Annotated in this window: 21 protein-coding genes; 9 read left to right on the top strand and 12 right to left on the bottom strand. The window is 69.7% G+C overall.

Going from position 1 to position 17,992, the window contains the following annotated elements:
• The first annotated feature begins 156 nt into the window (after positions 1-156).
• From ACQG07_RS04545 to ACQG07_RS04530, 4 genes are all read left to right on the top strand, one after another.
• On the top strand, positions 157-486 hold the full coding sequence (locus ACQG07_RS04545; RefSeq protein WP_079706510.1) for a PadR family transcriptional regulator: 330 nt from the start codon (positions 157-159) through the stop codon (positions 484-486).
• A 2-nt stretch (positions 487-488) separates the two neighbouring features.
• Positions 489-851: a DUF1048 domain-containing protein gene (locus ACQG07_RS04540; protein WP_426737434.1), complete on the top strand. Its 363-nt coding sequence runs from the start codon at positions 489-491 to the stop codon at positions 849-851.
• A gap of 225 nt (positions 852-1,076) precedes the next feature.
• Positions 1,077-1,913 carry an ABC transporter ATP-binding protein gene (locus ACQG07_RS04535; RefSeq protein WP_426737432.1) on the top strand — a complete coding sequence of 279 codons (837 nt, stop codon included), beginning with the start codon at positions 1,077-1,079 and terminating at the stop codon, positions 1,911-1,913.
• Positions 1,910-2,716 (top strand): ABC transporter permease, encoded by an 807-nt coding sequence (locus tag ACQG07_RS04530; protein ID WP_426737430.1) that lies wholly within the window; start codon positions 1,910-1,912, stop codon positions 2,714-2,716. Before ACQG07_RS04535 ends, ACQG07_RS04530 begins: the two co-directional genes overlap by 4 nt.
• A 54-nt stretch (positions 2,717-2,770) precedes the next feature.
• On the opposite strand, the gene ACQG07_RS04525 is transcribed toward ACQG07_RS04530, so the two are convergent.
• The 5 genes from ACQG07_RS04525 to ACQG07_RS04505 all read right to left on the bottom strand — a co-directional run bounded on the left by ACQG07_RS04525 (position 2,771) and on the right by ACQG07_RS04505 (position 5,346).
• On the bottom strand, positions 2,771-3,286 hold the full coding sequence (locus ACQG07_RS04525; RefSeq protein WP_426737427.1) for a hypothetical protein: 516 nt from the start codon (positions 3,284-3,286) through the stop codon (positions 2,771-2,773).
• 132 nt (positions 3,287-3,418) lie between these two features.
• The gene (locus ACQG07_RS04520) at positions 3,419-4,078 is read right to left on the bottom strand and encodes a GNAT family N-acetyltransferase (RefSeq protein WP_426737425.1); all 660 of its coding nucleotides are present in this window, start codon (positions 4,076-4,078) and stop codon (positions 3,419-3,421) included.
• Positions 4,079-4,127: 49 nt separating this feature from the next.
• Entirely contained in the window at positions 4,128-4,454 is a 327-nt protein-coding gene (locus tag ACQG07_RS04515; RefSeq protein ID WP_071260538.1) for a DMT family transporter, read from the bottom strand.
• Positions 4,451-4,813, bottom strand: a complete 363-nt coding sequence (locus ACQG07_RS04510; RefSeq protein WP_137244092.1) for a DMT family transporter — start codon at positions 4,811-4,813, stop codon at positions 4,451-4,453. Before ACQG07_RS04510 ends, ACQG07_RS04515 begins: the two co-directional genes overlap by 4 nt.
• Complete coding sequence (locus ACQG07_RS04505) at positions 4,810-5,346, bottom strand: TetR/AcrR family transcriptional regulator (RefSeq protein ID WP_426737423.1); 537 nt, start codon at positions 5,344-5,346, stop codon at positions 4,810-4,812. The genes ACQG07_RS04510 and ACQG07_RS04505 overlap by 4 nt, the downstream gene beginning before the upstream one ends.
• A 191-nt stretch (positions 5,347-5,537) precedes the next feature.
• Between ACQG07_RS04505 and ACQG07_RS04500 the strand changes: the two genes are divergently transcribed.
• From ACQG07_RS04500 to ACQG07_RS04490, 3 genes are all read left to right on the top strand, one after another.
• A complete protein-coding gene (locus ACQG07_RS04500; RefSeq protein ID WP_426737421.1) occupies positions 5,538-7,007 on the top strand; it encodes an LLM class flavin-dependent oxidoreductase in 1,470 nt (489 codons plus the stop codon).
• Positions 7,004-8,266, top strand: a complete 1,263-nt coding sequence (locus tag ACQG07_RS04495) for an acyl-CoA dehydrogenase family protein (protein WP_426737419.1) — start codon at positions 7,004-7,006, stop codon at positions 8,264-8,266. The genes ACQG07_RS04500 and ACQG07_RS04495 overlap by 4 nt, the downstream gene beginning before the upstream one ends.
• Before the next feature lie 165 nt (positions 8,267-8,431).
• On the top strand, positions 8,432-9,670 hold the full coding sequence (locus ACQG07_RS04490; RefSeq protein WP_426737417.1) for an acyl-CoA dehydrogenase family protein: 1,239 nt from the start codon (positions 8,432-8,434) through the stop codon (positions 9,668-9,670).
• 101 nt (positions 9,671-9,771) lie between these two features.
• Here the strand turns inward: ACQG07_RS04490 and ACQG07_RS04485 are convergent, their stop codons facing one another.
• From ACQG07_RS04485 to ACQG07_RS04470, 4 genes are all read right to left on the bottom strand, one after another.
• Positions 9,772-11,154, bottom strand: a complete 1,383-nt coding sequence (locus ACQG07_RS04485) for an LLM class flavin-dependent oxidoreductase (RefSeq protein ID WP_426737415.1) — start codon at positions 11,152-11,154, stop codon at positions 9,772-9,774.
• Between the two features lie 23 nt (positions 11,155-11,177).
• The gene (locus ACQG07_RS04480; protein WP_426737413.1) at positions 11,178-12,692 is read right to left on the bottom strand and encodes a hypothetical protein; all 1,515 of its coding nucleotides are present in this window, start codon (positions 12,690-12,692) and stop codon (positions 11,178-11,180) included.
• A gap of 88 nt (positions 12,693-12,780) precedes the next feature.
• Positions 12,781-13,182, bottom strand: coding sequence for an MmcQ/YjbR family DNA-binding protein (locus ACQG07_RS04475; RefSeq protein ID WP_426737410.1), 402 nt, complete (start codon positions 13,180-13,182; stop codon positions 12,781-12,783).
• A 39-nt stretch (positions 13,183-13,221) separates the two neighbouring features.
• Positions 13,222-13,635, bottom strand: coding sequence for a winged helix-turn-helix transcriptional regulator (locus ACQG07_RS04470; RefSeq protein WP_191941936.1), 414 nt, complete (start codon positions 13,633-13,635; stop codon positions 13,222-13,224).
• Positions 13,636-13,714: 79 nt separating this feature from the next.
• Between ACQG07_RS04470 and ACQG07_RS04465 the strand changes: the two genes are divergently transcribed.
• Positions 13,715-14,518: an NmrA family transcriptional regulator gene (locus ACQG07_RS04465; RefSeq protein WP_426737408.1), complete on the top strand. Its 804-nt coding sequence runs from the start codon at positions 13,715-13,717 to the stop codon at positions 14,516-14,518.
• 58 nt (positions 14,519-14,576) lie between these two features.
• On the opposite strand, the gene ACQG07_RS04460 is transcribed toward ACQG07_RS04465, so the two are convergent.
• Entirely contained in the window at positions 14,577-15,614 is a 1,038-nt protein-coding gene (locus ACQG07_RS04460; RefSeq protein WP_426737406.1) for a DUF418 domain-containing protein, read from the bottom strand.
• A 79-nt stretch (positions 15,615-15,693) separates the two neighbouring features.
• Positions 15,694-15,936: a hypothetical protein gene (locus tag ACQG07_RS04455; RefSeq protein ID WP_064296841.1), complete on the bottom strand. Its 243-nt coding sequence runs from the start codon at positions 15,934-15,936 to the stop codon at positions 15,694-15,696.
• 38 nt (positions 15,937-15,974) lie between these two features.
• On the opposite strand from ACQG07_RS04455, the gene ACQG07_RS04450 reads away from it, so the two are divergent.
• The gene (locus ACQG07_RS04450; protein WP_191941939.1) at positions 15,975-16,466 is read left to right on the top strand and encodes a MarR family winged helix-turn-helix transcriptional regulator; all 492 of its coding nucleotides are present in this window, start codon (positions 15,975-15,977) and stop codon (positions 16,464-16,466) included.
• Between the two features lie 27 nt (positions 16,467-16,493).
• Here the strand turns inward: ACQG07_RS04450 and ACQG07_RS04445 are convergent, their stop codons facing one another.
• Positions 16,494-17,876, bottom strand: a complete 1,383-nt coding sequence (locus tag ACQG07_RS04445) for an MFS transporter (protein ID WP_426737403.1) — start codon at positions 17,874-17,876, stop codon at positions 16,494-16,496.
• Positions 17,877-17,992: the final 116 nt, after the last annotated feature.

Genomic DNA, 17,992 nt, shown 5'->3' with positions numbered 1-17,992 from the left:
GGCTCAGGGACCAGAAAGGGGATCCACCCATTTCGACGAGCTCAGGGGCCGGACGAGATCCCGCAAACCTGGGTCGAAAACACCCCTTGCGCAATCGGTACTCAGTGTTACTATCTACCAGTACCTAGTATCACTCAGTAGTCGGCAAGGAGTGCCATGGCGAAGCAGATGACCGAGATGCTCAAGGGGACGCTCGAAGGCATCGTCCTGGCGCTGCTCGCCGGCTCCCCCGCCTACGGCTACGAGATCACCGCCCGCCTGCGCGACAAGGGCTTCACCGACATCGCCGAAGGCACCATCTACGCGATCCTCGTCCGGATCGAGCAGAAGGGGCTCGTCAGCATCGAGAAGCGCCCCTCCGAGAAGGGCCCACCCCGCAAGGTGTACGCCCTCAACCCCGACGGCGAGCGCTATCTCGCCGAGTTCTGGAACACCTGGAGCTTCCTGTCCGAGCGACTCGAACAGCTCCGAGACGAAAGGTCCTGACCATGTTCCTCAGCCGCATGATCGAGGAGAAACGCCAATACAAGCGGTTCCGCGCACGCACCCGGGCGCTTCCGCCCAACTACCGGACGACCGTCGAGGCGCTCGAGCACTACGTGTACTACTTCGCCTCCGCGCGCAGCACGAACCTGCTCCCACTCCTCGACAACCTCACCGAGCTCTTCGAAGAGGCCGCAGCCAACGACATGCCGGTCCGCAGCATCGTCGGCGAGGACCCGATCGAGTTCATCGAGGAACTCATCCGCAACTACGCACCCGGCGAGTGGATCCTCAAGGAACGCGCACGCCTCACGAGCGCGATCGACTCCGCGGCGCACGGCACCGGTCCCGGCAGCGACCCTCGCTGACCTCCCCGACGCCACCGCACTGACCCCCGCGGAGCCAGGCACACCGCACCACCCGCTGCAGATCGCACCACAGGCACCAGGTCGACGCCGCAACCCTCGGCCATCGACGCAGCGCCTGGGTAGCGCTGTTCGTCGCGCCCATCCGCGACCGCTTCGGCAGCTCCTCCACACGCACCTCGCGCCCCTCAGAGCGCGTCCATCAGCGACCCCGAAAGGCCGGACACCATGCCCACGACCACCGCACCACCCGCTACTGCGCCGACATCCGCGATCCACCTCCGCGGACTCACCAAGTCCTTCGGCACACTCGACGTCCTGCGCGGCGTCGACCTCGACGTCGAACGCGGCAGCATCTTCGCCCTGCTCGGCTCCAACGGCGCGGGCAAGACCACCGTCGTCAACATCCTCTCGACACTGCTCCGCGGAGACGGCGGCACCGCACAGGTCAGTGGGTTCGACGTCGTCTCGCAAGCCGCCCGGGTGCGGGAGACCATCAGCTTGACCGGCCAGTTCGCCGCCGTCGACGACACCCTCTCCGGGCGCGAGAACCTCGTCCTTGTCGCCCGACTCCGTCACCTCCCGCAGCCGAAACGGATCGCCGACGAACTCCTCGCGCGGTTCTCTCTCACCGATGCCGGCACCAGACGAGCGGGCACCTACTCGGGAGGGATGCGGCGCCGCCTCGACATCGCCATGAGCCTCGTGGGAGACCCCTCGGTCGTCTTCCTCGACGAGCCCACCACGGGGCTCGACCCGGAAGCACGACTCGAGGTCTGGGACGTCATCACGGAGCTGGCCGGACACGGCACCACCGTCCTCCTGACCACCCAGTACCTCGACGAGGCAGAGCACCTCGCCGACCGCATCGCCATCCTCCATGAGGGCCGCATCATCGCGAACGGGACCCTGTCCGAACTCAAGCGACTCCTGCCGCCGGCCGCGGTCGAGTACGTCGAGAAGCAGCCCAGCCTCGAGGACGTGTTCCTCGCCATCATCGGCCGTCGCGACGCCCGGAACGACATCTCCACGACGCACTCCGACACCGACAGGGAGCAATCATGACCACGTTCACAGCACCCACAGCCCGTCCCGCCGTCGCCCGACGACGCTCGCACCTCCTCAGCGACACGAGTGTCCTGACGGGTCGATCCATGCGGCACATCACGCGCAGTCTCGACACGATCATCACGGTCACGATCACCCCGATCGCCCTGATGCTCCTGTTCACCTACGTCTTCGGCGGAGCCCTGGCGACGGGCACCGACACCTACGTCACCTACCTGCTCCCGGGCATCCTGCTCATCACGATCGCCTCCGGCATCGCGTACACGGCGCTCCGCTTGTACACCGATCTGCAGAGCGGTGTCTTCCAGCGGTTCCACTCCATGCCGATCTCACGGTCGGCGATCCTCTGGGCGCACGTGCTCACGTCACTGGTCTCCAATGGCCTGTCACTCGTCATCGTCGTGGCGGTCGCCCTGGTGATGGGGTTCCGATCCCCGGCCGGTCCGCTCGCCTGGCTCGGCGTCGTCGGCATCCTGGCGCTGTTCACCCTCGCGCTGACCTGGGTCGCGGTGATCGCCGGGCTCGCCGCGAAGAGTCCCGATGGTGCGGGCGCGTTCGCCTACCCGTTGATCTTCCTGCCGTTCATCAGCTCGGCGTTCGTCCCGACCGACACGATGCCGGGCCCGGTGCGCTGGTTCGCCGAGCACCAGCCCGTCACCTCGATCGTCGACACCATCCGACGACTGTTGGCGGCCGAGGCCGTCGGCGGCGAGATCTGGATCGCACTCGCGTGGTGCGTCGGGCTGCTCGTGGTCGCGTACGGGTTCGCGATGCTCGTCTACCGGCGACGCCTGGCGTGACCGCGGCGGCGAGTCGGCGACCGCCTCAGCGGACTCGTCGAGCGACCGGCAGCGCTACTGCGCGACGACCTTCGCGAGCACCCAGTGCGCGCGGTCGAGGGAGTTCGCGGGTGCCGGCTGGTACTGGAAGGCCCGCGCGCCACGCTGGACGGAGACACCCTGCGCCGTCGCAGCGGCCTCCAATTGACCGGTGAAGCGCTGCCAGCCGTCGAGCCCCTGCGGGAACCCGAAGTTCTCCTCCAGCGAGGTGACCAGCACCTCAGCGCCGGATCCCGCGGGCCACACCTCGATCACCGCGTCCTCCTTGGAGATCTGGTTGAGGCCCCAGACGCCCGGACGCAGGGACTTCAACCGGCTCTTCGGCAGGGCCTCGATGAGCGCGACCGCACCGGCGGTGTCGGTCCCGAGGATGACGGAGCGACCGAACTCCTGCAGGGTCGCGGGGATCCTGGCCTGCTTGCTCTCGCCGGCCTCCCGGATCTTCCGGCGCCCGAGTCCCTTCAACACCCCCAGCCCGACGATGGCGAGCAGGATGAGAATGGCGATGATCGCGAGCACGTTGCTGTCCACAGGAGCCCCCCAAGGCGGTCGGTCACGAGCGGTATCGCTCTCGACGAGGATGCCGCAGACCCGACAGCCGTTCAATGGGTACAGCTCCCCACCCCGTCAGGCCACGGTCAGGCCGGCGACGGGAGTCCAGCGTCAACGGCCACCGATCCACGCCTGCGTCGACGCCGAGACGGTCGACGCAGGAGCGGACCGCGCGGCGTCCCGCCACATCGCAGCCGGCGTCACGCCCGGGATGCCCGTGATGGAGGCGATACTCCGGAATCCGCTTCGCCGATACAGCGCGCGATTGCGCTCGTTTGACGACTCCAGGTACACGGGGAGGCCGTCGGCGTCGATGGTGCGCAGGCGTGACTCGAGGAGCGCACCCCCGACACCGGCCCCGCGAGCGCCGTCGCCGACGCCGATCTGTGCGAGGTACCAGTGCGGTTCGGCCGGACGGTGCAGCGCGAGAGTCCGCTGCAGGCGCATGGCTCGCGGAAGGCCGCGCAGCCCCAGCGCACGGGCGAACCTCGGCAGCTGCCGCACCTGGTCGAGCACGGAGTGGCGGGCGTCCGGCGTCTCCCAGACGGCGACACCGAGGAGGACGCCGTCGGCGTCCCGGCGAGCGAGGTCGACGCGGCCACTCGATGCCGCACCCGAGCACAGCATCGCCTCGAAGAGGAGGGCGAGCCGGCGCTCACGATCGGAACCGGAGACGAGCGTCGAGGTGACCGTGTCCAGTCGGAAGGCGGTCGCGAGCACGGCCGCGGCCTCCTCGAGGTCGGCGGGCGAGGCGGGAGCGATGGTGAACACGCGTTTCCTTTCGGGCGGAGAGTGGGTGTGGGGCGACGACCTGCGCGGGTCAGTGCGCCTGGGAACCGAGCTCGATGACGAGGACACCGACCGCGATCAGGCCGATGCCGACGATCATCTTCGGCGTCAGCTTCTCCTTGAAGAGCACGCGCGCACCGATGGCCGTGAGGGCGACCCCGCAGGCGGCCCAGATCCCGTAGGCGATCCCGACGGGCATCCCGTTTGCGAGTGCGATGGTCAGCAGTCCGAAGGCGGTCACGTAGAACACGGCGACGGGAGCGATCCACCGCTTCTTCCGCAGGCCTTCCGAGGCGCGCAGGGAGAGCGTCGCGGCGACCTCGGTGACGATGGCGCCGGCCAGGAGCAACCAGGTCATGCGCCGACCTCCTCGTTGGTCGCGGCGGGCGTCGGCGACTCCGGCGCGTGGCCCGTCTCCACGAGCACGACGCCGGCGATCACGATCGCGATGCCGAGCCCGATCGTGAAGGTGAACTGCTCGCCGAACACGAGCGACGCGAGCACCGCGGTGAGCGCGACGCCCGCAGCGGCCCAGATGCCGTAGACCACCCCGATCGGCACCCCCATGCGGAGCAGCAGGGACAGCGCGATGAACGCACCCGCGTATCCGACCACGGCGAGGATCGACCACCAGGGGTTCTCGATGGCGCCGCGGAGCGAGAGGGTCGCCGTGACCTCCAACAGGATGGCGGCGGAGAGGATCAGCCACTTCTTCATCGGGCTTCACCTCCAGCGAGGGCCAGGAGTCGCGAGACGAGGTCGGCGCGCTGGTCGCGGCCGACGTCGAGGATGCCGGTCGCCTCGGCGATCCAGAGGCCGTTAGCCGCCAACCAGACGAGCAGGAGGGAGGTCGAATCGGTGTCCTCACCGAACCCGAACCAGGTGCGGAGGTACTCGAGCCAGGGAGCGGCGAGTTCGGGACGCCTGACCGCCTCGGCGAAGACGACGAACTCGCCCTGGCTCGCCCCGCCCTCCCCGGCGAAGGCGACGAAGGCCCGCACACGCTCCTCGAGTGTCGACGTCTCGAGCGGCGCCCCCAACTCCTCCTCGAGCTCGCGCTGCCAGCGGGCGACCACGTGCTCGATCACCGCGATCATCATCGCGTCCCGTGAGGGGAAGTGGTAGCGCAGTCCGGCCTTCGTCAGACCGACCTCCTGCGCCACCGCCTCGTAGGTGATGTCGGCCTCTCCGGAGGCGTCGACGACACGGACGGCCGCATCGAGGATCTCGTTCCGCGCACTGGGTCTCATGGAAGTTACTTTACCTTACGTAAGGTGAAGTAACTCTGGGAAGGAACCGTGAGGAACGGACGCCCAGCGGCCCATGTGACGCTCTGTTTCGGGCCCCTCGCGAGCACCCGAGCCCCCGAGTACCGTCGTGCTGGACGGCGCCGTGATCGCCGTCGGACCCAGCCTCGACGAGACGACCCGGTGGTATCCCTGTGAGCAAGCGCATCATCCTCAACGCGTTCGACATGAGCTGCGTGACCCATCAGGCGCCCGGCCTGTGGAAGCACCCCGAGAACCAGGCGCACCGCTACAACGACATCGACTACTGGATCGACCTCGCCAGACTCCTCGAGCGCGGCACCTTCGACGCCCTGTTCATCGCGGACGTCGTCGGCATCTACGACGTCTACCGTCACTCCTCCGCGCCCGCGCTCATCGACTCCGCGCAGCTGCCCGTCGGTGACCCGATCATCCAGGTGTCGGCCATGGCGAAGGCGACCGAGCACCTCGGCTTCGGCGTCACCGTCGCGTCCACCTACGAGCTGCCGTACGCCCTCGCCCGCCGCTTCTCGACGCTCGACCACTTCACGAAGGGTCGGGTCGGCTGGAACGTCGTCACCTCCTACCTCGACTCCGCCGCCCGCAACCTCGGGCTCACCACCCAGATCAAGCACGACGACCGGTACGGCATCGGCGAGGAGTTCCTCGACGTCACCTACAAACTGTGGGAGGGCTCCTGGGAGGACGACGCGGTCGTCATCGACCGGGAGAACGGCGTCTACACCGACCCCACGAAGGTGCACCCGATCAACCACCGGGGCGAGCACTTCCAGGTGCCCGGCATCCACCTCTCGGAACCGTCGCCGCAGCGCACCCCCGTCATCTTCCAGGCCGGCGCCTCGGCCCGCGGTCGCCAGTTCGCTGCCACCCACGGCGAGGCGGTGTTCATCAACGGGCTCGTCCCGGAGCTGACGCGCAAGACGACCGACGACATCCGCGACCGCGCCGAGGCCCTCGGACGCCCGCGCGACAGCGTGAAGATCCTCACCCTCGCCACCGCGATCGTCGCCGAGAGCGACGAGGAGGCGCAGGCGAAGTACGAGGAGTACCAGCAGTACATCTCGCTCGACGGCGCCCTCACCCTCTACGGCGGCTGGTCCGGCCTCGACCTCTCCTCCTTCGACCCCGACAAGCCGCTCAAGTACGTCGACACCGACGCGGCCCGCTCGGCGCTCGCGATCTTCACGCTCGCCGATCCGGAGCGCGAGTGGACGCCGCGCGACATCGCCCACTACATCGGCATCGGCGGTATCGGACCGGTGTTCGTCGGTAGCGCCGCGACGGTCGCCGACGAGATCGAGCGCTGGATCGACGTCGCCGGGACCGACGGCTTCAACCTCGCCTACGTCATCACGCCCGGCACCTTCGAGGCCGTCGTCGACCTGCTCGTGCCCGAGCTGCGTCGCCGTGGCCGGGTCTGGGACGAGTACCCGGAGGGGACGCTGCGCGGCCGCCTGAACGGCACCGGCTCCCCCGTTGTGCCCGAGTGGCACCCGGCCCACCGGTACCGCGGTGCGTACGTCGGGCAGCCGTCCGCCGCCGACGACACCGCACCGTCCCTCTTCGACACCGACAACGCCGACGAGACCAACGCCTACGCCCCAGAAGGAGCCTCAGCATGAGCATCGACACGATCAGCACTTCGACAGGCCCAGTGACCGGGCAGCCGGTCCCCGAAAAGCGTACGTACTGGTCCGGCACCGCCGACGACGCCGAGCTCGCGCACTGGGACGCCGTCGCCACCGAGGTCGCCGCCAAGCTCGCGGTCGACGTCCTCGAACGCGACCGCGCGAACCTCGACCCCACCACCGAGCTCGACCTCCTCCGCGAATCGGGCCTCGTCAACCTGCTCGACCCCGCCGAGTTCGGCGGGGGTGGCGGACACTGGGAGAGCGCCTTCCGGGTCGTCCGCATCCTGTCGCGCGTCGACGCCTCCATCGGCCAGCTGCTCGCCTACCACTACATCAACGCCGGCAACATCGGCTTCACCGCCGACCCGGCCACGCAGGCCGAGTGGCACCGCAAAACCGTGGAGGGCCGCTGGATCTGGGGCGACTCCGTCAACCCGACGGACCCCGACCTCTCGCTCACCCAGGACGGCGACGCGTTCCGCCTCAACGGACTCAAGCGGTTCTCGACGGGCGCCTCGGCCGGCGACGTCATCCTCGTCAACGCGGTCGTCCGCGGTGGCGACCACGACGGCACGATCTTCCAGTTCGTCCTCGACCACGACCGCGCGGGCATCACCTACCTCGGCGACTGGGACGCGCTCGGCCAGCGGCTCTCCGCGTCGGGTTCCGTGCGGTTCGACGACGTGCTCGTCGAGCAGACGGACATCCTCGGCACCGTCGGCGACGAACCGTTCTCCTCACTCGTGACGCCCGGCATCCAGCTCGCCTTCGGCAACCTCTACCTCGGCATCGCGGAGGGCGCGCTCGCGCAGGGCACCGAGCTCGTCCGGGCGCGGAAGAACGCCTGGTTCCTCAGCCACGCCGAGACCTACCGCGACGACCCGTTCGTCCAGCGCGTCGTCGGCGAGTTCGTGTCGTCGATCGCCGCCGTCGAGGCGCTCGCCGACCGCACGAACGCCAGCTTCGACCGCATCATCGAGCGGGGAGCGGCGGTGACCGCGGAGGACCGCGGCGCCATCGCCATCGAGATCGCCAAGCTCAAGGTCGTCTCCACGGAGCTCGGCATCGAGGTCGCGAACCGCATCTTCGAGGTCACCGGCTCCAGCTCGGCGAAGGCCTCCGTGGGGCTCGACCTGTTCTGGCGGAACGTGCGCACGCACTCCCTCCACGACCCGGTCGACTACAAGAAGCTCGAAGTCGGCGCGAACCACCTGAACGGCGAGCTGCAGCCGATCTCGCTCTACACCTAGGCCTTCACGCCACTCCCCCCTTCGACAGGCTCAGGGACCGAACCCAGACTGCCCAACCCGGTCGCCGAGCACCTCCACCGGTCCCTGAGCACCTCCACCGGTCCCTGAGCCTGTCGAAGGGCCAACCACAAGACCGGCCCACCGCCGCCTCCGGAACGGAACCAGATGACCTCCGCACCCTCCACCACCGCCCGCCCGGTCGGCTTCGCGGCCGCCCGCGAGCTGCTCCTGCCGCTGTTCGCCGAGATCCAGGCCGGCGCCGTGGAGCGCGAACTCGAGCACCGGCTCCCGCGGGAGGAGGTGCGGAAGCTCGCTGCCGCAGGCTTCGGCGCACTCAGGGTCCCCGCCGAGTTCGGCGGTTCGGGACTCACCTTCCCGGAGTTCACCGAGCTCCTGCTCGAGCTCGCGGCGGCGGACTCGAACCTCCCGCAGATCTTCCGCGGCCACATCGCCCTCGTCGAGGACCAGCTGGTCGCGGCCCCCAGCGATCGACGCACCGCCTGGCTCGAGCGGTTCGTCGCCGGTGAGATCGTCGGCAACGCCTGGAGCGAGGTCGGCTCGGGCGCGCTCGGCGTCTCCGGAACGGTCGTCACCGAGCGCGACGGCCGCTACGTCGTGAACGGCCGCAAGTTCTACACGACGGGCAGCATCTACGCCGACTGGACGGACGCCACCGCGCGACTCGTCGTCGAGGGCCAGCCCGACGCCGAGGTCACCGTGCTCGTCCGCACGAACCAGCTGGGCGTGACGATCGCCGACGACTGGGACGGCTTCGGGCAGCAGCTCACCGGCACGGGGACGATCGTCTTCGAGGACGCCGTCGTCGACGCCGACCAGCTGCACCCCTTCACCGATCGGTTCCGCTACCAGACCGCGCTCTACCAGCACGTGCTCATCGCCGTGCACGCGGGGATCGCTGCGGCGGTCGAGCGCGACGCCGGGGAGCAGATCCGCGCCCGCACCCGCGTCTACACGCACGGTCTCGCGCCACTCGTGAAGGACGACGGGCAGATCCAGGCGGTGGTCGGCGAGATCTCGTCGATCGCGTTCGTCGCGAAGCAGACCGTGCTCGGGGTCGCCGCTGCGATCGAGCGGGCGTCGGAGACCGCCGCCGACCGCGATTCCGCGGACGACGTGCAGGCGAACATCGAGGCCGAGATCCGTTCCGCCCAGGCGCAGGTGGTGCTCTCGGAGCTCGTCCCACGGTCCGCGACGCTGCTGTTCAACACGCTCGGCGCCTCAGCCGTCAGCCGCACGAGCGCCCTCGACCGCCACTGGCGCAACGCCCGCACGGTCGCGTCGCACAACCCCGTCATCTACAAGACGCGCATCGTCGGCGACTGGTCCATCAACGGAACGCCGCCGCCCTTCGTCTGGGCCGTCGGTACGGCCAAGCCGGAGTAGCCCGCCGCGGCACGAGAACAGGACATCCGCCCGAGAGCAGGACATTCCACGTCGAAACGTCCGGTTCTCGGGCGGATGTCCTGCTGCCGAGCGGGTGCGGGTCAGCGGCCGGCGAAGGCGCCGCGGTAGGCACGCAGCGGGTGCGTCTCCGGCAGGGTGGGTTCCGCACCGAAGAGCTTCTCGCGGAGCGTGCCCGGCGCGTACTCGCGCTGGGCGAGCCCACGCTCCTGCAGCACCGGCACGACCTCGTCGACGAAGACCTCGTAGGAGTGCGGGATCATCCAGTTGGCGACGTTGATCCCGTCGATCCCGGCCGCGCGCCACTCGGCCAGGTGGTCGGCGATCTGCTCCGGCGTGCCGACGACGCGACCCCGCAGCTTCGCGGTGAGCTTGGCGAGGTCGCGCACGGTCGGCTCCCGGTCCGGCGACAGGGCCTTCAGCGCCTCGAGCATGCTGTGCCCGCCCTGGGTCTCGACGTCCTTCAGCGGGGTGTCCGGGTCGATCGGCTTGCCGGTCGCCTGGTCGGTGCCGAGGTTCGAGTGAGCGAGGAACGCGTCGGCCGACAGGAGGTCGTCGTACTCGGCCTCGATGCGCTTCGCCTCCTCCTCGGTGCTGCCGACGATGAACGACATCGCCTGCCAGAACTTGACGTCGCGCGGGTCGCGGCCGGTCTCGGCGACGAGCGCCCGAGTGGACTCCGCGGACGCCCGCGCGGCCTCGATGCTGGGCGCCATCATGAACTGCACCTCGGCGTAGTTCGCGGCGAACGCCTTCCCCGCGCCGGACGACCCGGCCTGGAACAGGAGCGGTGAGCGCTGCGGCGACGGCGACGACAGGTGCGGGCCCTCCACGCGGTACCGTTCGCCGACGTGGTCGATGCGGTGCACCTTGGTCGGGTCGGCGAAGACGCCGCTGGCCTTGTCGGCGCGGAGCGCGCCGTCGTCCCACGACCCCTCCCAGAGCTTGCCGACGACCGCCACGTACTCCTCGGCCCACGCGTACCGCTCGTCGTGCTCGACGAGGCGGTCGAGCCCGTAGTTGCGCGCCGCGTTCTCGAGGAAGCTCGTGACGATGTTCCAGCCGACCCGCCCACCGGACGCATGGTCGATCGTCGAGATCTTCCGGGCGAAGGTGAACGGGTGCTCCTGCAGGATCGACGAGGTGAACGCGAGGCCGAGGTGCTCGGTGCTGATCGCCAACGCCGACAGCAGCATCGACGGGTCGTTGCTCGGCAACTGCATGCCCTCGCGGGCGTTCACGTCGAAGGACGCTCCGGCACCGCCGTAGACCCCGACGACGTCGGCGAAGAAGATCGTGTCGAAGCGTCCGCGCTCGAGCGTCTTCGCGAGGTCGACCCACAGGTTCACGTCGTCGAAGGTGTGCTGCTTCGCATCCGGGTGGCGCCAGAGGCCGTGCTGCATGTGGGAGCCGGTGTTCATCACGAAGGCACCGAACTGGAGGCGGGAGGGCTGAGCGGCGGTCATCCCCTCACGCTACCGGCAGGGGCTCAACCGAAGGTGCCCTCCAGGTAGACGTCGCCGTCGGGGCCGATCGTGTGGATCTGGTACTCGGCGGGGTACCCGGAGGGGCTCGTCCCCGCGAGCGCCGGGTCGCGGAGGATCGCGTCGATCGCGGCTGCGGCCTCAGGGGTCACGTGGTTCACGTAGAGCTTCGGCTGTGCGGTGAGTTCGAACTCCGCGTTCGGGTTCGCGACGACGACCCCGACGATCGCGTCGACCATCGCCGGGCTCAGGTCGAGGGGGTCGAAGACCATCGAGAACCGCTCCGGGACCGAGACGTAGGCTCCGTCAGGGGCGATCTCGGCCAAGACGGCGACCACGCCCGGCAACGCGGCGATCGAGGGGACGGTGATCGCCGGCCGATCGCCCGTGATGACCATCTGGATGCCGAGGGCCTCCGCCCGCAGCAGCCGATCCACCTGGGCGGGCAGGGTGTCCGCCGGGAACTCGGAGGGGACGAGCTGCAACCGCCAGGGCGCTGATTGCGGGTCGTCGGCGGCCTGATCGGTGGTGCTCGACTCGCGGGCCAGGACGACCATGACGATGGCGGGCTGGACCTCGGCAGCCTGAGCTGCGGCGGCTTGCTCCTCCGAGACCTGCCGCGCAGCGAGGGCGGCTGCGAGCACCTGGTCGGTTCCGGCACCGGCAGCCATGAGGACCGTCGCCCCCGCACCGACGACCTCGACGGACGCCACGCCGTCGAGTGGTTCCAGGGCCTGCGTGAACGCCGCGGCCTCCCCACCGACGGGTGGCCCGGCCACCGGCTCGACCGCGGGCGGACGGAAGAGTCCGAGCGATCCGGCGACGACCGCGACCGCGAGGACGGCTCCGAGGACGAGCAGGAACCGACGCCGCCTCCCGCGGTCGGCGAGCTTCGCGAGGCCGACGATCGCCGCGACGACGAGCAGGATCGGCAGCCCGTAGACCACCGCCAACCAGACGACGGTCCCGAACGAGGTCCAGCCCACGAGCCAGGCTGGCGAGTTGCCACCGGTGATCCTGACCGACGCGATGACGCAGAACACAAGGCCGACGACGGCCACCGGGACGAGTCCGAAGAACGCGCCGAATCCCCGGGACCTGGTCCATCGTCCGCCGAGCTCGGTCGCCGGTTGCACGAGCAGGAGCACGACCGCGAGGGCGAACCAGAGGTACGTTCCGATGGTGCCGAGGACGCTGTACCACTCCCCTACCGGCGAGAAGGAGACGGCGTCGGACCAGGCCGCCGGGTTGGCGCCTCCCGTGATCCGGTATCCGTCACCGTCGCGGTACTCGACCTGTCGGCCGAGGATCCCCCACGCGGCGATGGCACCGACGACGACGGAGACCACGACGGTCGTCGATGCGGCGAGCACGGCGCTGCGTCGCAGGTAAGCGCTCATGCGCGGGAGCCACACGGCGAGGCTTCCGACTCCGGCTCGACCGGCCGGCGTCGGACTCCCGGACGACGCCGCGTCGGGCTCGGGATCGGCAATGCGCATCCCGGATCCGTCGTCGCTCACCGTTCCCCGTCCTCGAACCGCAGCGCACGGCTCCCCCGCTGGTCAGTCTGGCACGGCGCCACTCGCCAGGGCGAGATCGTCGTGGTCGTCAGCGGGCGTCGAGCGCCCGGAGCTGCCGCTGGAGGGCGACCTGCCGGTACGAGGTGTCGATCAACTCAGCGATGAGTGCCCAGTCGACGTCGTCGAGCGTGCGGCCGTCGTCGCCGTCGAGACCGGCGTCGAACGCGAGCTTGCCCGACGGGCCGTCGTACTTCGGCGACCAGAACCGGTCGTCCTCGAGCCAGGCGCCGCGCTCCTCCTCGGCCGGCGTGAACGTGACGCTGTGCGGGATGCGCATCTCCGACCCGACGGTCACGAACACGCGCTTGCCCGCCTTGAACCGCGGGCGTCCGTGCCCGAACGTCTCGACGGCCTCCGGGTAGGCGAGGCACAACCGCCTGACGCGTTCGACGAACGGATCGTCGGGATCATGCACGATCGGATGCTCCATGCGCCGACGCTACTCCGCGCGGGCGTCACGCGACAGTGCTCACCGGATGGCATGCCCCGGGTGGGCGGCGTCGTACGCCGAACGCGACGCCGCGATCACCGGCCGCTGCTCGAGCGACCAGTCGGCGAGCGTCTTGATCAGGTGGGAGAGCCCAGCACCGGACGAGGTGAGCGCGTAGGACACCTGCGCGGGAACCGTCGGGTACACGGTCCGGTCGACGAGGCCGTCGCGTTCGAGGCGGCGGAGGGTCAGCGTCAGCATGCGTTGGGAGATCCCGTCGATCGCCCGCTGGAGCTCGCGGAACCGGCGGTCGCCCGACGCGAGCTCGACGACGACGAGGACCGACCAGGTGTCGCCGATGCGGTCGAGGACATCCCGGATGCCGCAGTCCGGGTGGTCCTCCTTGCCGCAGGGTTCGAGGTCGGCGGTTACCGCGGTGTGCGTGAGTGACATGGAAGTGCCTTCTTGTGGGGCCGGAACAGGGGACGCAGACTCGTCCGAGTCATCAGTCCGAACACCGAAAGGCCCTGAAATGATCCTCGTCACCGGAACCACCGGCCAACTCGGCAGCGCGATCCTCGATGCGCTCACCACCCGTGGGGCTGCACCGCTCGCGAGCAACCGCAGCGGACAGGACGGCACGCGACGGATCGACTTCGACGACCCCGACACCGTCTCCTTCGTCGGGCTCGACACGCTCGTCCTCGTATCGGCGGGTGAAGCCGAGGACGACGTCGTGATCGCCCGACACGAGACGGCGATCACCGCGGCCGAGCGGGACGGGGTTCAGCACGTCGTGTACACGAGCCTCACCTCGGCCGGAGACCACCTCGCGTTCGCGCTCGCGCACCGGTGGACCGAGCGTCGGCTGCAGCACAGCAGCCTGGCCTGGACGATCCTGCGGAACGGCCTGTACGCCGAGCTGTTCGGGTCGCTCCTGGCGTGGTCGGGCGGCTCGCTCGGTTCGGCGTTCGGCGACGGCGCGCTCGCCGCCGTCGCAAGAGCCGACCTCGCCGAGGCCGCGGCCGTCGTCGCGATGTCACCGTCGGACCACGTCGGTCGCAGTTACGACCTCGTGGGCGAACCGATCACGGCCGCGCAGGTGGCCGATCGCTTGGCCGTCCCGCTTCGCAGCGTCTCCCTCGCCGAGCAGCGGTCGACGCTGGCTGAGGCCGCGCTCAAGCCATTCCAGCCCGCCATGCTCATGTCGATCTTCAGCAGCGTCCGGCACGGATTCCTCGACGGCAGGGGTGACGACCTCCGAACTCTGCTCGGACGCGAACCAGCGGACACGGTCGCGATCGCTGCCGCCACCGCCTCACTCCCGCCCCGCTGAGTCGCCCGGATCTGCACGAATCCGAGCCGAAACCGTGCAGTTCCGGGCGACTCAGTGCTCAGGCGGCCGGCAGCGCAGCGCCCCGCAGCGGGACGGCGCGACGCCAGGTGGCCATCCGCCACACCCACTCGACCGGCCCGTAGCGGAAGTGTCGCAGCCAGAGGCGGCTGAGCACCGACTGCACCGCGATGAGCGCGAGCGCCCCGACGCTCACCGCGGCCAGGTCGTCGATCTCCCGGAAGGGGACGACCAGCCCGACGACCGCGAACACGGCGCTCGCGGCGAGGTAGTTGGTGAGGGCCATGCGACCGAGAGGTTCGAAGACGGCCGCGAGCACCCGACGCACCGGCGTCTGCCAGAGCAGCGCGAATCCGGTGACGTACACGACGGCGAGGATCCCGCCCGCGATCCCACCGGCGTTCGTGAACCGCGGGTCGCCTGGCTCGGTGGTCTGCCAGACGATGGCCGGGACGGCGAGGACCGTCGCCACGAGGAAGGTGGTCCACACGGGCCGCCCGCCGGCGTCGAGCACCTTCGGCAAGCCGTACGCCGCCGCCCCCGCGCCGGCGAGGAACAGTCCGGGCAGGGTCGCGAGCCCACCGCCCGTGAGCGCGTAGGCGGCGATCGTGAGCACGACGCCGGACCCGAGCAGCGCCCAGCGCGGCAACCACAGCATGAGGGGGAGCATGAGGATCCCGCAGATCGCATACTCGCGGAGGATCTCGCCCGGGTAGAGGAACCCGTGCGCGACACCGATCAGGAGCAACGCTCCGAGACGCAGCAGCATCGGGACGAGCGCGCCGGTGCCGCGACGGCGGGCGCCCTGGATCACGAGCATCGAGCTCAGCCCGAAGAGGAAGGCGAAGATGGGGACGAACCGCGTCTGCACCGCGAACTCGAGCACGGTGTCCATGAGCGTGGACTGTCGCTGGTCGAACGGGATGTCGCTACCGAGCCGGGTGATGTCGGGGACGTTGACGAAGACGATGCCGACGAGTGCGAACCCGCGGAGGGCGTCGATGAGGTGCCAGCGACGCGAGGTGGCGTCGCCGGTGGACGGGACCGGCGGCGTGGAAGAAATGTTGACCTGAGGCATATCACCAGTTCAGCAGGCGTGGCGGAAGCCCGCATGCACCTGGAGGATGACGTCCTGCCACCCGGGATGGAGACCGCCCTCAGGCGGCCGGCGCCTTCGGGCAGTGCAGCTGCGTGCGCGGGCCGGTCGTGCGGTCGACGATGTGCTCGGACATGGCGTGGCCGCAGATCGGGCACCCCGACTGCGCGGCCGGCGGCAACGGCTCCTCGTTGTAGGGACCGAGGGGCGGCGGACCGAGCACCTTCCACATGCGGCCGTTCACCCAGCCGTACAGACCACCGGCCTCGCGCACGGACTCCCGGAAGGATCGTTTCTCGCTCATATTGATGAGTGTACTAATCATTTGGGTACGATGGGACCGTGACCGCCAACGAATCCACCACCGTCGCCACGGCCGATGACCTGCTCCAGCTCGAGAACCAGGTCTGCTTCGCGCTCGCCGTCGCGTCGCGCAGCGTCATCTCGCTCTACAGGCCGATCCTCGAACCGCTCGGTCTCACCCATCCGCAGTACCTCGTGATGCTCGCCCTCTGGCAGCACAGCCCGCGCTCGGTCAAGGACCTCGGCGGAGCGCTGCAGCTCGAGCCGGCGACGTTGTCCCCGCTCCTCAAGCGCCTCGAGACCGCCGGGCTCGTCCGACGCGACCGCAGCCGACTCGACGAGCGCGTCCTCGACGTCTCGCTCACCACCGCCGGCCGTGAGCTCCGCACCCAGGCGGAGGCCATCCCGCACCGGGTCATGAACGAGCTCCGGATGGACGCCGAGCATCTCACCCAGCTCCGCGAGATGCTCCACGCGGTGATCGGAGCGGCCACCACCGCGCCCGCCGTCACGGGTGTCGACCCGCGCTGACCGAGGGCTCGCCGCCAGGCGACAGCGTCAGGCCGGCGACGAGGTCGTCGTCTCCGGCGCGGTCGCGGTCCGCGGATTCCGGATGCCGACGAACGACACCACACCGCCGACGAACATGAACACGGCGGTCGCCAGGACCACCCGTGGGAACCCGTCGACGCCGAGCGCGCCACCGGCGATGATGCCGACCAGGGCGATCGACACGAGGCCGGCCACGCGCGACACCGCGTTGTTGACCGCCGATCCGATGCCGGCATGGGCCGGGTCGATCGATCCGAGGATGCCCGCGGTGAGCGGCGCGACCGTGATCGCGAGGCCGAGACCGACGAGCAGGATGCCCGGGAACAGCTGCACCCAGTAGTTCAGGTCCTGCTGCGCACCCATCATCAGCAGGAAGCCGACGCCGGCGACGATCGGCCCGATCGTCATGAACAGCCGCGGTCCGTGCTTGCCGGCCAGCTTGCCGAACCAGGACGACAACGCGAGCATGACGAGCGTCGGCGGAAGCGTCGCGATGCCTGCCAGCGTGGCGCTGAAGCCCGCCGTCTGCTGGATGAAGACGGCGATGGCGAAGAAGCCGAGCGAGAGGGCGCCGTAGATGAAGACGGTCGCGATGTTGCCGTAGCCGAAGTTGCGCACGCGGAAAAGCGACAGCGGCAGCATCGGGTCGGGGTGGTGGCGCTCCCACCAGAGGAATGCGATGAAGGACACGACCCCGCCGATGAGCGGCACGAGCAGCATCGGGCTCGACCAGCTGTAGCGCTCCTGCTCGATGAGCGCGAAGACAGGGCCGCCGAGCCCGACGGCGCCGAGCACCGCGCCGACGACGTCGATCCGCGGGCGGTGTTCGGGCTCGGGTACGCGGTCGGTGCGCATCATGAGCCACAGGGTGACGATGATCGGGATGATGTTGATGGCGAAGATGAGGCGCCAGGACAGCGTGTCGACGAGCACCCCGCCGAGCAGCGGGCCGGTGATGCCCGCGGCCCCCGTCCATGCCGTCCAGGTGCCGATCGCCTTGCCCTGCGCGACGCCGCTGAACGTCGAGATGATGATGGCGAGCGAACTCGGCACGAGCAGCGCGGCCGCGCCACCCTGGAGCAGCCGGGCGACGATGAGGACCTCGGCGGTCGGTGCGACCGCGCACAGGATCGAGGTGACGCCGAAGCCGATGAGCCCGATGCGGAGGATGCGGATGCGCCCGAACGCGTCGGAGAGCGAGCCCGCGAGCAGGATCAGGGACCCGAGGGTGATCAGGTAGGCGTCTACCACCCACTGCTGCACGATGAGGCCGCCGCCGAGTTCCTTCGTCATCGCGGGGAGCGCGACGTTCACGACCGAGCCGTCGAGGAACGCCACGAACGAGGAGAGGATCGCGATCGTGAGCACGAGGCGCTGCTGGCGGGTCATGGGTTCAGGGTAGCCCCGCGGACCGACGCGTCGAACTCGATCCCGAGGAAGCTCGACAGGCGTCGAAACGCCGTCGACGACCGACGCCCGACGCCACGTCCTTCCCAGCCGACGCC

Origin of the sequence: Plantibacter sp. 2H11-2 (assembly GCF_050031945.1) — a bacterium.
GTDB lineage: Bacteria > Actinomycetota > Actinomycetes > Actinomycetales > Microbacteriaceae > Plantibacter > Plantibacter auratus.
Note: the sequence above shows the minus strand (reverse complement) of the source record. Positions and strands in the feature narration are given on the sequence as shown.

Coding starts and splice junctions, on each gene's coding strand:
- ACQG07_RS04465 (WP_426737408.1), top strand. CDS start 13,715: ATGATCCTCGTCACCGGAACCACCGGCCAACTCGGCAGCGCGATCCTC.
- ACQG07_RS04535 (WP_426737432.1), top strand. CDS start 1,077: ATGCCCACGACCACCGCACCACCCGCTACTGCGCCGACATCCGCGATC.
- ACQG07_RS04485 (WP_426737415.1), bottom strand. CDS start 11,154: ATGACCGCCGCTCAGCCCTCCCGCCTCCAGTTCGGTGCCTTCGTGATG.
- ACQG07_RS04545 (WP_079706510.1), top strand. CDS start 157: ATGGCGAAGCAGATGACCGAGATGCTCAAGGGGACGCTCGAAGGCATC.
- ACQG07_RS04475 (WP_426737410.1), bottom strand. CDS start 13,182: ATGGAGCATCCGATCGTGCATGATCCCGACGATCCGTTCGTCGAACGC.
- ACQG07_RS04530 (WP_426737430.1), top strand. CDS start 1,910: ATGACCACGTTCACAGCACCCACAGCCCGTCCCGCCGTCGCCCGACGA.
- ACQG07_RS04445 (WP_426737403.1), bottom strand. CDS start 17,876: ATGACCCGCCAGCAGCGCCTCGTGCTCACGATCGCGATCCTCTCCTCG.
- ACQG07_RS04460 (WP_426737406.1), bottom strand. CDS start 15,614: ATGCCTCAGGTCAACATTTCTTCCACGCCGCCGGTCCCGTCCACCGGC.
- ACQG07_RS04540 (WP_426737434.1), top strand. CDS start 489: ATGTTCCTCAGCCGCATGATCGAGGAGAAACGCCAATACAAGCGGTTC.
- ACQG07_RS04490 (WP_426737417.1), top strand. CDS start 8,432: ATGACCTCCGCACCCTCCACCACCGCCCGCCCGGTCGGCTTCGCGGCC.
- ACQG07_RS04495 (WP_426737419.1), top strand. CDS start 7,004: ATGAGCATCGACACGATCAGCACTTCGACAGGCCCAGTGACCGGGCAG.
- ACQG07_RS04470 (WP_191941936.1), bottom strand. CDS start 13,635: ATGTCACTCACGCACACCGCGGTAACCGCCGACCTCGAACCCTGCGGC.
- ACQG07_RS04455 (WP_064296841.1), bottom strand. CDS start 15,936: ATGAGCGAGAAACGATCCTTCCGGGAGTCCGTGCGCGAGGCCGGTGGT.
- ACQG07_RS04510 (WP_137244092.1), bottom strand. CDS start 4,813: ATGAAGAAGTGGCTGATCCTCTCCGCCGCCATCCTGTTGGAGGTCACG.
- ACQG07_RS04505 (WP_426737423.1), bottom strand. CDS start 5,346: ATGAGACCCAGTGCGCGGAACGAGATCCTCGATGCGGCCGTCCGTGTC.
- ACQG07_RS04515 (WP_071260538.1), bottom strand. CDS start 4,454: ATGACCTGGTTGCTCCTGGCCGGCGCCATCGTCACCGAGGTCGCCGCG.